Origin of the sequence: Streptomyces sp. NPDC050743, from assembly GCF_044456925.1 — a bacterium.
Taxonomy (GTDB): Bacteria; Actinomycetota; Actinomycetes; order Streptomycetales; family Streptomycetaceae; genus Streptomyces.
In genome coordinates, this window is record NZ_JBITGJ010000004.1 from 164,542 (window position 1) to 177,046 (window position 12,505).

Sequence of the window (12,505 nt, forward strand, 5' to 3'; positions counted from 1 at the left end):
TTCGACGCACCCGCATCGCCGCGGCAAGTGACGAGGCCATGCTCGGGCCAACATCTGTCCTCGGCGCCCGTCTGCACTTCGTCGGCTTCGTCCAGGCGTGTCCTGCTCATGCTGCCGATCCGAAGTCGGCTTGGCTGGGTGCGTGTTTCGTGATGGCACGGGCAGTGATCGCCGTGGAGGCACGGGCAGAGGCGGCGGCCAGTTCGCCGGCTCCGGGCTCGGCGTACCAGGGGCGCAGGTCGAGCATCGCGGCGCGCATGCCGGTGGCGAAGACCAGGGCGGTGCCCTTGGGCAGGGCGCGGATCGCATCGGCGGGCAGGATCCGCTCCTGCCGCATCGACACGGACGTCGACTTCCCGGACTCGGACGTTGAGGTGGAGGTGGTCTCGACTTCGTGGTCGCCGATCAGCCGGGACAGCTTGTCCGCGAAGTCCGGGTCGTCGATACCGGATCCGATGACCTTGACGGTCGCGGCTGACCACATGGCGTCCATGCCCGCGTCTCCCCAGACCTTCTGGCCCTGGCGGTAGGACTGCAGGATCGTGATCGGGATGATCCCGCGTGAGCCGAGGTGGGAGTACAGGTCCGGCAGATCGCTGATCTTGCAGACGTTGGCGGCCTCGTCCAGGATCGCCAGCATCGGCGGGTCGAGCCGACCGCCGGCCCGTTCGGCCTGGGCGGTCGCGGCCCGCATCACGGAGTCCGCGCACGCCGCGATCAGCGCCGACGCGCCTCCGCCGCCGTCCTTGGACAGGAGGTAGAGGGTGTCGGTGGAGGTGACGAACTCGGCGGGCCGGAACTCGGCGACGTCCTTCTGCGGGGTGACCCAGGCGGCTATCTCGCTGTTGAGGAGGGCGGCGGCGTACTGGCGGGCGGTCTCGTAGATGCCGTCACGGGTCTCCGGCGGTCCCTCCACGCTGCCCTTGAGCTGGGCGGCGACCGCGGTGAAGTCGTGGTCGCGCAGGATGTCGAGCGGGGTGCGGTCGGCCGGGAAGGCCAGCCACTGCATCACGTCGGTGATCGGCCGGTCATCGAGCGCGGCGGCGAGGAAGAGCTGGCTGAGGATGTTGGATCCGGCCTTGGACCAGAAGTCGCCCTGCTGGGAGGCGTCCACGGAAGCGGCGAGGAAGTGGCCGGCCAGGCGGCCGGCGCCGTCGAGAGTCTTGGCGTCGGCGAGGGGGTTCCACCACATCTCGCGGGCGGCGTGCGCGATCTGCTGCGGGTCCATCGACCAAACCCGTCCCACCGCACCACGGGCGTCGACGGTGGCGGTGTAGGCGTCGCTGGCCGCCTTGTTCGAGGTCAGCAGGACCGGTCCGGGCGCGTTGAGGATGGACGGGATCGCCAGCGAGGTGGTCTTTCCCGAGCGGGGCGCCATGATGGCGACGGCCACGTCCTCGTAGCCCATGCGGATCTCGTGCTTGGTGCCCTGGAGGTTGCCGAGGAGGATGCCGGTGTCGCGGGCCTCGATGTGCTTGGCGTCCTTCAGGCTCGGGCGCAGGGAGCGGGCCTTGTCGGTGATCGCCTTGGCCATCAGCGGTTGGATGTCCCGTGCCTTGGCCATGCCGGTGATCTTCTTTTTCCGGCCGCCGCTGCGGTTCTTGTGCCGGGCCCACAGGATGCCCGCTGTTGTCCCGAGCGTCAGGAGGAGGAGAACGGGCACGACGCGTGCCCCGATGAGCAGGGATGTTTCTCCCGCGTGGGGCCAGAGGCGCTGGGGGTGGAGCAGGGCGGTGGTCGGCTGGTACGGCGCCCAGCCGCCTCCGGTGAGGTAGGCGGTGATGTTGCCGGACAGCCAGGCGAGGTGGGACAGGGGGACGACGACGGCTGCGACGCCGATCAGGAGGCGCAGGACGATGTCGTACCCGTCGGTGGAACTGTTGGCGGAGGTAGGGGGCAAAGGGTTACGTGCCTTCCGGGCGGGGGCGGGGCATTCAGCGGCTGCGGCTGTTCCTGGCCGGCGGCTGGCGCGGCGGGCCTGGAGTCGTCGGCGGGACGGTGTGGCGGGCCGCGAGGGCGTGGACGCGTTCTTCCAGGGCGGCGGCGACGTGCACAGCGAGGACGTCCGTCGTGCGGCGGGTGACGACGTCCGGGTCGCGGGTCGGAAGACTGCGCAAGCTGCCGGTACGCGCTGCGGGGTGCGGATCGGTGAGCGCGGCGACCAGTCGTGCAGGGGTGTGTTCGCCGAAGCGGGCCTGCCACACCGGCTTTCGCTCCGGGCCGAGGGAGGCGGTGACGAACCAGGCTCCCGACTCCTGCGCGGTTCCCAGGCGCTGCACGTAGGCCGTTCCGTCGGGCGACACGAGGCCGTCAGCCCCGATGGCCGGGGGCTGCCACGCGCTCTGCCGGAGCGGTTCGTACGGATCCGAGGGTGTGCTCGCGGCGGGGGCGGGGTCGGTGAGGGCGTCGGTGAAGGCGGCGATGAGTTCGACCGGGGTGCGGGCGCCGAAACTCGCGTACCAGGCGGGCCGGTCCGCCTCCGCCGCATGGTTGAGGGTCCACCACTGTCCGTCGGGGTCGGGCTCCAGGCGCAGGAGGGCCTTCTGGTCCGGGCTGGAGAGCAGGACGCGGGGCATCAGGGGGTCGTTGCCGTGGCTCCAGTCGCAGGCACGGTGCAGGGGGACGGTGATCCAGGCGGGGTCACCGCCGTCGGCCAGGTGGCGCGGCGTGATGAAGTCGACTTCGACGGTCTCGGGGGTCGGGGGCATGCTCACTTCCGTGCCGCAGCTCGCCGGTCGGGCGGGGTGGCCGGGCCGGTGTCGGTGTGGGAGCCAGGGGTGAAGGGGCTTTGCGGGCGGCCGTGTTGATCTCGCGGAGCGCCTTGCCGTGGGTGCCCCAGTCGTCGAGGTAGCTCCACGATTCGGCGTGATGTTCTGCGAGTGCGTCGTCGAAGTCCGGGGTGCCGGGCTTGGCGGTGGCGGGGAGGGCGTCGCGGGTGACCAGCCATTGCTCGTGCAGTTCGTCGAGTCGGTCGAGGGCGTCGCGCAGGACGCCCAGCTGGTAGACCCAGCGGCTCTGCACGCTGTTCTCCGAGAGCTGGGCGAGTTGAGTCTCTGCCGTGGCCAGCAGGTGACGGGCGCCGTAGCGGAGCGGCTCGAATGCCTGGGCGGTGTCGGCGTCGCGCTGGCTGGCGCGCCTTCCGTAGGCGTGGTCGTCGTAGGGCCAGCCGTCGAGGTCGGTGTGCTCGTCGGAGTAGGCGTCCCAGGCGTCGAGGATCTTCTTGCTGTCGCTCACGTAATGGTCGAGGTGACGGAGGAGGGCGCGGTAGGCGCGGTGATCGGCGGAAATGGGGAGGGGGTCCTGTCGGTTCAGCGGCGAGGAGCCGGCTGGGCGGTGTGGGCCTGCGCCGGGGTCGTCGCGGGTTTCGTCTGCTGCCTGCGGGCGGAGCGTGCCCGGGCGCGGAGCGACTCGATACGGGCGGTGTGGGCGTCGACCACCTGCTGCGGGCGCAGCGGGCTGGGCTCCTGCACGGCGCTGTAGTGGCCGGTGCGGTCGTACATGCCGCGCTGGAGCGGGCTGCGGTCGGCCAGCGCGGTGAGGAACGATCCGACGTCATGGGCGGGGACGTCCTCGTCGAAGTAGGCGTGCCAGATGCGCGGGCCGGGGAACTGCCCGTCGCCGGGCTCGCAGGTCTCAACGTGCCAGGACGACCGGCCACTGAATTCGCTCAACGGGCGCAGTTCGATGTGGCACATGGAGTCCGGCGAGCGCGCTGTACCGTCCGAGTCGCGGTGCCAGCCCGCCGAGGTCACCGGCTGCCACGGATCCTGCTGCTGCGGCGGCAAGGCGATGAGGGCGTCGGTGAAGCCGGCGAGGACCTCGGCGGGCACGAGTTCACCGAACTCGGCGTACCAGCCGGGCTCGGTGTCGGTGGGCTCGGCCCGCAGCCGCCACCATGCAGAGGTGGCGGACTGCGGGTCGAACTGGAGACTGTGACGAAGGTCGGGACTGCGCAGGACGATCTCGGCACTCAAAGGGTCGGAGACGGCGCTCCATCCGGCGGCGGCCAAGCCGTGGGTGACGTGGCGGGCATCCCCGGGGCCGGCGAGATGGCGGGGGCTGGTGTCGAAGGGGATCCGCCAGGCGTGCTTGTCGGCGAACCCGGCGAGCTGCCGTTCGCTCAGCGGCACCGACCGCACCCCGGCTCACTCGCGGCGGCGTTGCCGATCACCTTGCGCAGCTCGTCCAGGACGTAGTGGAGCATGTACTGGTCGGTCTGCACCCACGCCGCGGCACGCAGCTCGGTGACCAGATCACTGATCTTCTCGCTGCGCGGTGTGTTCGGGTGGCTCTGTACGGCGCGGGCGAGGGCGCGCAGGGTGTCGCCGAGTTGGATGGGCAGGCCGGTGTATTCGTCGAGGAGGGGCTCGACGAGAGCGAGCGTCTCCTCGGGGTCGGGGTTCTCGCGCAGGTATTCGGTGAGGCGGCACAGGGTGTCGGTCGCGGCGCGGATGGTGTCCGGGGTGAGTGCGGGCATCGGTCTCCTCGGGGTGGTGGGTGTCGTGGTCAGCGGCGGGTTCGTGTGCCGTCGGCGGCAGCGTGGGCGCGGGCGGTGGTGCGCGGTCTGGTGCTTCGGGCGCTGTTGCGGGCCCAGGTGGCGGCGCGGGCGGCCGTGATGCGGGCCTGTTGCCAGGCGCTGAGTTGGGAGGGCTTGACGGATACCGACCAGGTGCGGATCTGCGCGCTGTGCGGGACGCGTCCGCGCGGGCGCATCACGGGGTCGGGGCTGGCGAGTTCGGTGGAGAAGGCTTGCACGAGGTACATCGGGGTGTTCGGCGTGAAGTGGGCCGTCCAGCCGTTGCCCTGTTTGTCCTGCGCTCCGGTCCACCACATCGCCGTGCCGTCGGGGTTCTGGCGGTACTGCATCCAGGCGGTGCCATCGGGGCTGGTCGCCACGTAGTGCTCGCCCTCGAAACGCGTGTGCCAGTTCTGCTCCTGCAGCGGAGCCCAGACGTTGGGGGCGTGTGCAGAGCGGGGACGGGTGAGGGCGTCGGTCAGGCCGGAGACGATCTCCACCGGGGCCTGACGGCCCAGGTGCGCCGACCACTCGCCGCTGGCCCCGTCTGCCCGGCCGTGGATGGTCCAGCCGCCGGGAAGGACGTAAGGGTCGTAGGCGACGCGGACGGTCCGGTCCGGGCTCTCCATGACCAAGGGGCCGCCGGGCTTGGACTTGTCCCGCCATCCCGAGGCACGCAGGAACTCCGAGACGTGCCGGACGTCGCCGCCGCCTGCCAGGGCCCGGGGCTGGACGAGGTAGTGCTGCTCGGCCTGCTCGCCGGGCCCCCAGCCCTGCCACTGCTTCTTCTTCACCGGCGCCGCCGGACCACGAGCGGTGCGGGCACTGGGCGCTTCGCCTCGGTGGTGGCGGGCTGGGTGCTGACGTGCGCCAGGGCGTCCTTGTGTTCGTCCAGGTCGAGGGTGATGTCGTGCAGTTCGTTCGAGGCACGGCCCAGAGCGAGCCACACCTCCGCGGGGAGCGCGCCGCGCTCTGCCTGGTCCTTGGCGAACACGCTTCAGGTGGCGACGAGGTGAGTGACGCCGCCGAGGACTCCGGCGTCCGGGTCGAGAACGCGGGCGATGACCTGCGCGGCCTGGGGCGGGGGAAGCTGCGAGAGGTGGTCGGCGAGCTGGCCGAACTGGCGGGTGATTTCGTCGGCCAGTCTCACCGGATAGGGGGCGGGGTGGGACATGCTCCTCCGGGACGGTGAACGGTCAGTGGTGGTGGCGCTGCCCGACGCGCTGTGACTCGGTGAGGACGCCCTCCGGGCGGGCGCCGGTCAGCGGGGAGGTGTGGTCGGGACCGGTCGGTATGCAAGCGCGCAGATAGCGGCGGAACAGGGCTGTGGCGAGCCGGGGCTTGAGCCGGTTGCTGATCGGTGGGGGTGTGCGGGGTGCTACGGGTTTCTCCGGGAGTCGGGCGGTGTGCTGGGCGGCCCCGGCGTGGTGCCGGGGCCGCTCGGGCGTCTTACGGGGTACGGCGGGCCGGTGCGGAGTGCGACGGGGAGCCGTCCGGTGCCGGTTGCTGCGCTGCGGGACGGGCCGCTCTGGTGCGGAGGCCGTGCATGGCCAGCCGGCAGGTGGCTTCGTCGAAGATGCCGGGCGTGCACTTGACGTCATGACCGGTCAGGAGCAGGGCAGGGATGCCCAGGTCGGCCTCCGCCTGGTTCATCGAGTCCTGGCGGTTGGCGTACGGGTGCCGGACGGGGTCGGCGGCATGGATGCCGGGGCTGAGGTAGGCGCGGTCCGTCCGGCGGGGTGCTGGAGGGCGGCACCGATGCCGAGCGCGTCGAGGCGCGGGCCGATCTCGCGTAGGGCGCGGGCCTGGACCTGGGTGTCGTCACCACTCAGGCGGTAGATGCCGCTCTGCGGGTCCTGGATAAAGCCGTGGGCGACGAGGATCGTGCCGGCCCGGTCGTCGGCGGGGGCGGTGGCGACGCTGCCGTCCGGCTGCCAGGTCAGGACGATCCGGTCCGGCTGGGAGGGCTGGATGCCACCCAGGGCGTTGTGCCGGACCTGTGCGAGCGCACGGTCGTAGCGGGCGAGCAGATCGCCGGCGACCTGCTCGGCACTCAGGAACGGGTCGTCTGCCAGGGCGACGCCGTTGGGCTCAGGGACAGCCCGGTACGCCTCGTCGGGCAGGGCGCGCGGGGCGACGGCGGCGAGAAGGAAGCCGTCGCGTCCGTCGTGCCGGTCCAGGAGGACGAGCTGGGCGCCGTCGGGGCGGCTCAGGACGGCTGCCTGCGTCAGCGGGTGCTCGGCGAGGGAGGCGGCGACCAGGTCCAGGTCCCAGATCCGGTCGGCGAGTTCGGCGAGGTCGTCTTTGGCGTCGGCTGTCAGGTGCGTGCTGGTCCAGGTATCGGGGAGTTCACCGGCGAGGACGTCGGCGTACGAGGCGAGGTGCTCGGAGGTGTCGTGGTCGTGCATGGTGTCCTTGGGCAGTTGCAGGGGCTCAGCGGCGCAGGCGGGTGGCACCGACGGGCGGCGGTGCCGGGGCCGGCAGTGCACGCGGCGGGGGTGGGCAGGCGCACACGGCGGAGCGTTCGGGCTCGTGGTCGGGCACCTGCTCGGCGCAGGGGCGGCGGCCGGGGTGAGGGGCGTGCCGGTCGGCCAGCCGTTCGCGGGTGTACGCGAGGTCGGAGTGGATGACGCGGACGTATTCGTCGGCGAGGTAGCGCAGGCGCCGGGCGGTGTGCGGATCGGTCGCGTTGCCGAGTCCGTCGAAGAACTCCGCCAGAGCGCCGAGGGTTTCCTCCAACCCGGCGAGGATGCCGTCGTGGGGCGCGGTGAGTTCGGTGAGGATGTCGGCTGCCTCGGCGGTGTCGGTGGCTTCGCGCAGGCGTTCGGCGAGGTGGGAGGCCGAGGTACCGAGCGTGGTATAGCGCGCGGGGCGGGCGTCGGTGTCGAAAGGTTCGTCGCAGTCGACGTGGTACCCGGCAGCCCGCAGGCGCGCTACGGCATCGGTGGCGAGACGGGACTCGTCATCCTCGGTGAGGCCGGCGGGGGCGCGGTGGTAGGTCTCGTGGAGGCGGACGACCGCGATGAATCCCGCGCGCTGGAGAATGCTGTGTGCCGCCAAGTCGCCGCCGCGCGCGAGGAGTTCGCTGGAGTTCGAGTCGCGGCGGATGTCCATGAAGCGGCCGGTATGGGGCAAGAAGGCGTTGCTCCTACGGAGATCTGTGGGCGGACCAGGTGGGCCGCGGTGGTGTCCAGGTCCTGCTGGATCGCGTGGAGCCGGCGGGCGATCAGCTCCAGACCGTGTGCCGCTTCGGTGCTGGCGGCTCCGGGCTGGCGGGCGATGCGGTGAGCGGTGTGCTCGATCAGTCCGCGGACCGTGGCCAGCGGGCCGGCCTGCTCGTCGGCGAGCTGCGTAAGGACGCTCGCGAACTGCGCGGATGCGGTGGGCGCCGTACGGACAGCGGGGCGTGTCGCGGGTCCGGTGCGGGCGGGGATCAAGTTGAGGTCCTGTTCGATGCGGCGTGCCTCGTCCGCAAGGCGCCGCAGGATGTCTGAGGGCGGGGTGCGCCAGGTGCCGTCGAGGTGGATCAGGTTGGCGATCAGGTCCAGGCGCCCGGGCTGTGCCTGGACGGCGATCCACCGCCAGCCGTGCTCCGCGGCGCCGGGTATCTCGATACCGGCGGCTCGCGCGAACCGGTGAGCGATTTCGGCCCACTCGGGACCGGTCAGCTCCCGGTCGTCCGGGTGGAGGCGGATGACGAGATGGAGGATCGCCCGTCGGTCGTCGTCCGCACTGGCAGTGAACGGATGCTCCAGATAGGGATCTTCGAGGTGCTCGGCCCACTGAACGGATGTCCAGGTTCTCTGCTCGTCGTTGGGGGTGTAGTAGTCCAGGTCCGGCCAGTGGGCGACGATGGTGAACTCCGTCAGACCCTCGTTCGGGGAAAGGGGCCGCCCGAGTGCCTCGGCGAGCGGGTCGCGCGGCGAGTGGGTCCGCGCGTTCAGGCGGGGGATCATGACGGCACCCCGCTCGACGTGCGGGTGGGCGGCCGGTGCTGATGAAGGTCGCGGGCTGTGCAGAGCAGGGAGCGCTCGCGGACCAGGTCGGCGTGCACTGAGGTGTCCCCCGGCGGGAGACAGTCGATCGCCCTGTCGATGGCGCCCAGCCCTTCGTCGTACCGGCCCAGCCGGCGCAGGGCACCCGCCACGCGGAAGAGGACGATCGGGTCGCTGCCGGTGGCGAGGGCCGGTCGGGAGCTGAGGGCCAGGAGACGCTCCGCGCCCTGGTCCAGGTCCTGGCCGAGCCACAGCCCGTGGAGCAGGACGTGCAGGGTCTTGGTGTGCTCCCCGGCCTCCGCGAGGACCTCGTCCATGACCGCCAGGCCCTCCGGGCGGGACTGGCCCAGCAGCGCGAAGGCGTACAAGGCCCGGGTGTAGCAGTCCAGCGGCTGACGCGCGGTTTCCGCGAGTTGTTCGACGAGGCGTTGGAGGGTGGGGCAGCGGAAGTCGAACCGCAGGGCGCTCAGGTACAGATGAGCCAAGGTGCGGGCGGTGATCGGGTCAAGGCCCGTTGCGGTGACGTCCTGCGGGGACAGCAGGGCCAGGACGCTGTGGCCGGCCGACCGTGCCGCCCAGGCAGCATCCGCGCACACCTCGGCCGAAGTTCTCCAGTCGGCCTCGATGTCGCGGAGGTCTTCGGCCAGGTGAAGCGGCCAGGAAGAATCGACCGGAGATGCGGTGGCTCGGGCCCTGGCTCTGTCGAGCGCGGCGGAACGGCCGGGGCGGTGCGTGGGGGAAGTCATCGGCCACTCCGGATGTCCGCGATGTGCACGAGCTGGCCCAGGGCGGTGGTTGTGTACCAGCCGCAGTCGATCAGCTCGTCGCGGTCGGCGAACCGCGTAAAGAGGGCATCCTCCATGGCGCGCAGGTAGATCAGGCAGTCCGGGCAGCGGCGCGAGAGGTGCACGAGGTAGCGGGGGTGGGCGGTGACGTAGGACTGGGCGCCGCCGGTCGCATCACGCAGCCGCCAGCCGTCCTCGTCGGTCGGGGTGTGCCAGGACGGGGCCACGACGCGCATCGCATCGCCCCACAGTTCCCCGCCAGCCATCCCCTTCAGGACGACGACAGTGTCACCGGCCTGGAAGTGGGCGTGGGTGATGTCCCGATCGGGGGTGAGCGGGTCGGGCGTCGGTGCGAACGCCGAGGTGGGCGGAAGCTGGGACATGAGTTCCTTCCACGCAGATGCTGGCGGGGTGGGAGCATCAATAGTCCGGAGGAACGCCGGTTTGGCTAACCGGCGTCCTCCGGCTATGTTGCCCCGCCGTCAGCGGAACGGGTTCTCCGTCCCGCGGTCCGCCTCACTGGCTGCGTCGAGGAGTTCGAGCAGGTCAGTGCCTTCGGCGTCGCGCTGGTCGATCCACCATCCGGCACGGGTGATGGCGCGGGCCTTCTCCTCCAGCTCTGCCCAGTCCGCCTCGTCCCACGTGCCCTCGATGACGAGCGCGGTGTGCGCGGATGTCATCAGCTGGTGGCGGGAGCGTTCGCCCCAGTCCAGGGCCTTGGCCGGGCCCTCCAACTGCGGCATGTCGAACTGCTTCGCCCACGTGAGGGCTGCCTCCTGCTCCTCGGCCCGCTTGGCCGCGAGCCACTCCTCCTTGGACCCGGTGTCGGCGTCGCGCGCCGCCTTCCAGCAGTCGGTGCAGTCCTTCGACGCGAGCCAGCGGGCGAAGCCTGCCCGCTTGTCGGCAGGGCGATTGGACAGGTCGTGATCCACGCGGTGGGAGCAGGCGTGCTCCACGGTCCAGTGCGTACGCACAGCCATAATTCGATCTCCTCAAAGGGGTTGCAAGGTGGGGGGTTGCGCCCTGATCAGGGCGTCTTATGCCGGCCTCGATGCAGGCACCGGCGCCAGCCGCACCGCGACTGCCCGCGGGGCCCAGACGTCGGCGCGCGGCGAGAAGGACGGTGAGAGCGAAGGCCGCGCCGGTGCCAGGGAGCGCCGGGTCGGCGAGCGGCTGCTTGGCGAGGTGTCCGGCGAGGGCGGTGCGGCGGGCGGGACGCTTGGCCAGGAGCACGGCCACCAGGAGAGGTGTGCCTGCAACGAGGCTTCGCGCGTGAAGACCAGGTAAGTGGGAGTCGCTGCAGATCGGCGCTTGCGCTCCCCCGAAGCGGTCACCAACTTGTCTGTGTGTCAGTGGGGTTGGCTACTATGGACGTGGTCGACGAGATCCTTGAAAGGCATGGTGCATCGGTGATGATGGCCAACCGCTACGGCGCTCCATCCGAGGAGCGATAGGCGCGCCTGGCCGGCGCTTCCCTATCGCGACGCCCGCTGGGCGGCGACGCTGTGACGTGAATCCAGCGCAGGATGCACCCTGCCCTGATTCAGGTGACGGCGCTCCGACGGAGTATGGGAGGGCCCTACTTGTCTGCCACCACTTCTACCTGTGACCACCGCGTGTATCACGTTGTCGTCGTTGCTCTGGTATCCGTCATCGCTGGGCTGGTTGCGGGGATTGGCTCCTCTGTTCTGGGGCAGCCTGCCCTCACCGCCGTCGCTTCTGGCGGGGCCGTCCTTGCCTTCACCTACGGCGCCGGCATGACCGCCGTGTCACACGTGAGTAAGCGTCAGCAGTAGCCGCTGCTCCGGGGCGGCTGGCATGGCCGCCCCTAGGCCGTGGGCGCTCAAGACAGCTCACGATCGTGCTCGTATTTTGCGAGGGCAAGGTTGATCGCGTACTGCTCCATGGGCTCATGTTCGTCAAGACCAGGTGGGACATGGGCTTAGCGGTGTCGGGCGGTGGTGCTGGCGCGGGGTGGCGGCGTGGGCGGTGTGGTGCCCACGGCGGGGCGCGGACCGGCGCGCAGCACGGGGGTGCGGTGCGGGGGCAGGACGGCGACGGTCGCGCCGGGGTCCTCGGCCGCCTCTTCGACTTCGCGGGTGAGGAATTCGATCTGCCGGCTCAACGCTGCCAGGCGGGCGGCGATCTGGCGGCCCTGCACGGTCTCCAGGGCGCTGGCGAACTGGCCGCTGATCTCCAGGAGTTCCTGCAGGCGGACCATCGGGCCGGCGTCATAGCCGCGCTGGACAGCGCTGAGAAGCGCATTGGAGGCGTCACCGGCATTGTGGCCTTCGACGACACCGCATCTCGGCGGCCGAAACGGCCAGGCCGTCTAGGACGGCCCGCCACCCGGCCAGGTGCCGAGCGGGTGGCCCCTCATCGAGCACTAGGCGGGCGGCATCGAGGAGCGCCTCGGCGTGCGGGGCGAGGTGGGCGGCGTACGCCTCCACCGCGGCCTTGTCGCGGTGGGCTCCTGCGGTTGCCGCGGCGCCCGCGTGGACGGCACGGCCGTAGCGGTCGCGTGTCATGTCGAGCGCGGCCTCGGTCTCGCGGTCGATGACCGCCAGCCGCAAACGGAAGTCGCGTGCCGCGTTGGCCAGTTCGGGAGCGGTCGGCAAGGGGCCGTCGGGAGTCGGACTGCTCGCGGGTGTCATCGGGACCGCCCGCCGGTCGCGGCCGTCAGATGGACGGTCGGAGCGTACGTGGGCTTCGGCGGGATCGGCCGGGCCGAAGGCGGGGAGGTGGTGGGCGGTGTAGAGCGCTGCGTCGTCCGGCCGGCGGCGGCCTGGGCGAGACGGCTGCGGCGCTCCTGCAGGCCGTTCGGCCGGGCGGGGCGTGGCGGGCCGGCCGAGAGGGACGGGTCGAGGCGGATGTCGGCCTGCACGGTGTAGCCGTGGCGGCGCAGGTCGTGGACGGCTTGGCGGGTGCGGCGGACTCCGTCGCGCTCGGGCTCGCTGAGCCGGTACAGGCCGGGTTCTCCGGGAACGGGTTCGAACTGCTCGCGCTCCAGGTACCAGTGGGCGAGGTGCGCGGGCATAGAGGCGGTGAAGGAGGCGACGAAGCCGTGTTCCTCGTGGTCGCCGAAGGCGAAGTGGGTGCCGGGTTGCAAGGGGGCGATGTTCTCCTCGGGGCGGGGGGCGGAAAGGTCAGGGGCCGCGGTGCGCGGGCCGGGCCGCGGTGAGGGGGCGGGCCGGCGCGGCGACGGGCAG

General features: G+C 71.4%; 13 protein-coding genes and 3 pseudogenes. All 16 read right to left on the minus strand.

All coding sequences use genetic code 11. The features are described from left to right. Positions 1-106: 106 nt before the first annotated feature. Entirely contained in the window at positions 107-1,900 is a 1,794-nt protein-coding gene (locus tag ACIBJF_RS06550) for a type IV secretory system conjugative DNA transfer family protein (protein ID WP_399172589.1), read from the minus strand. A 34-nt stretch (positions 1,901-1,934) separates the two neighbouring features. Then, positions 1,935-2,708: a DUF317 domain-containing protein gene (locus ACIBJF_RS06555; RefSeq protein WP_399172590.1), complete on the minus strand. Its 774-nt coding sequence runs from the start codon at positions 2,706-2,708 to the stop codon at positions 1,935-1,937. Next, positions 2,641-3,234 carry a hypothetical protein gene (locus ACIBJF_RS06560; RefSeq protein WP_399172591.1) on the minus strand — a complete coding sequence of 198 codons (594 nt, stop codon included), beginning with the start codon at positions 3,232-3,234 and terminating at the stop codon, positions 2,641-2,643. Before ACIBJF_RS06560 ends, ACIBJF_RS06555 begins: the two co-directional genes overlap by 68 nt. A 74-nt stretch (positions 3,235-3,308) precedes the next feature. Further along, positions 3,309-4,130, minus strand: coding sequence for a DUF317 domain-containing protein (locus tag ACIBJF_RS06565; protein WP_399172593.1), 822 nt, complete (start codon positions 4,128-4,130; stop codon positions 3,309-3,311). Next, positions 4,121-4,477, minus strand: a complete 357-nt coding sequence (locus ACIBJF_RS06570; protein WP_399172594.1) for a hypothetical protein — start codon at positions 4,475-4,477, stop codon at positions 4,121-4,123. The genes ACIBJF_RS06565 and ACIBJF_RS06570 overlap by 10 nt, the downstream gene beginning before the upstream one ends. Positions 4,478-4,506: 29 nt before the next feature. Continuing rightward, complete coding sequence (locus ACIBJF_RS06575) at positions 4,507-5,310, minus strand: DUF317 domain-containing protein (protein WP_399172595.1); 804 nt, start codon at positions 5,308-5,310, stop codon at positions 4,507-4,509. Then, positions 5,307-5,690: pseudogene (locus ACIBJF_RS06580) on the minus strand (hypothetical protein). The gene ACIBJF_RS06575 and the pseudogene ACIBJF_RS06580 overlap by 4 nt, the downstream one beginning before the upstream one ends. Positions 5,691-5,965: 275 nt before the next feature. Continuing rightward, complete coding sequence (locus ACIBJF_RS06585) at positions 5,966-6,169, minus strand: hypothetical protein (RefSeq protein WP_145870796.1); 204 nt, start codon at positions 6,167-6,169, stop codon at positions 5,966-5,968. Further along, complete coding sequence (locus ACIBJF_RS06590) at positions 6,166-6,924, minus strand: hypothetical protein (RefSeq protein WP_362491176.1); 759 nt, start codon at positions 6,922-6,924, stop codon at positions 6,166-6,168. The genes ACIBJF_RS06585 and ACIBJF_RS06590 overlap by 4 nt, the downstream gene beginning before the upstream one ends. 25 nt (positions 6,925-6,949) lie before the next feature. Beyond that, positions 6,950-7,630, minus strand: a complete 681-nt coding sequence (locus ACIBJF_RS06595; RefSeq protein ID WP_399172597.1) for a hypothetical protein — start codon at positions 7,628-7,630, stop codon at positions 6,950-6,952. Positions 7,631-7,659: 29 nt separating this feature from the next. Beyond that, positions 7,660-8,472 (minus strand): annotated as a pseudogene (locus tag ACIBJF_RS06600) (relaxase/mobilization nuclease); the annotation flags it as partial. Then, positions 8,469-9,257 (minus strand): hypothetical protein, encoded by a 789-nt coding sequence (locus ACIBJF_RS06605; protein ID WP_399172598.1) that lies wholly within the window; start codon positions 9,255-9,257, stop codon positions 8,469-8,471. The pseudogene ACIBJF_RS06600 and the gene ACIBJF_RS06605, both read right to left, overlap by 4 nt. Continuing rightward, positions 9,254-9,679 carry a hypothetical protein gene (locus ACIBJF_RS06610; protein WP_055495473.1) on the minus strand — a complete coding sequence of 142 codons (426 nt, stop codon included), beginning with the start codon at positions 9,677-9,679 and terminating at the stop codon, positions 9,254-9,256. Before ACIBJF_RS06610 ends, ACIBJF_RS06605 begins: the two co-directional genes overlap by 4 nt. A gap of 99 nt (positions 9,680-9,778) precedes the next feature. Then, the gene (locus tag ACIBJF_RS06615; protein WP_199836147.1) at positions 9,779-10,276 is read right to left on the minus strand and encodes a hypothetical protein; all 498 of its coding nucleotides are present in this window, start codon (positions 10,274-10,276) and stop codon (positions 9,779-9,781) included. A gap of 962 nt (positions 10,277-11,238) precedes the next feature. Continuing rightward, positions 11,239-11,950: pseudogene (locus ACIBJF_RS06620) on the minus strand (hypothetical protein). Then, positions 11,947-12,405 carry a hypothetical protein gene (locus ACIBJF_RS06625; RefSeq protein WP_389579152.1) on the minus strand — a complete coding sequence of 153 codons (459 nt, stop codon included), beginning with the start codon at positions 12,403-12,405 and terminating at the stop codon, positions 11,947-11,949. Before ACIBJF_RS06625 ends, ACIBJF_RS06620 begins: the two are co-directional and overlap by 4 nt. Positions 12,406-12,505: the final 100 nt, after the last annotated feature.

Coding starts and splice junctions, on each gene's coding strand:
- ACIBJF_RS06555 (WP_399172590.1), bottom strand. CDS start 2,708: ATGCCCCCGACCCCCGAGACCGTCGAAGTCGACTTCATCACGCCGCGC.
- ACIBJF_RS06595 (WP_399172597.1), bottom strand. CDS start 7,630: ATGGACATCCGCCGCGACTCGAACTCCAGCGAACTCCTCGCGCGCGGC.
- ACIBJF_RS06590 (WP_362491176.1), bottom strand. CDS start 6,924: ATGCACGACCACGACACCTCCGAGCACCTCGCCTCGTACGCCGACGTC.
- ACIBJF_RS06585 (WP_145870796.1), bottom strand. CDS start 6,169: ATGAACCAGGCGGAGGCCGACCTGGGCATCCCTGCCCTGCTCCTGACC.
- ACIBJF_RS06610 (WP_055495473.1), bottom strand. CDS start 9,679: ATGTCCCAGCTTCCGCCCACCTCGGCGTTCGCACCGACGCCCGACCCG.
- ACIBJF_RS06605 (WP_399172598.1), bottom strand. CDS start 9,257: ATGACTTCCCCCACGCACCGCCCCGGCCGTTCCGCCGCGCTCGACAGA.
- ACIBJF_RS06570 (WP_399172594.1), bottom strand. CDS start 4,477: ATGCCCGCACTCACCCCGGACACCATCCGCGCCGCGACCGACACCCTG.
- ACIBJF_RS06615 (WP_199836147.1), bottom strand. CDS start 10,276: ATGGCTGTGCGTACGCACTGGACCGTGGAGCACGCCTGCTCCCACCGC.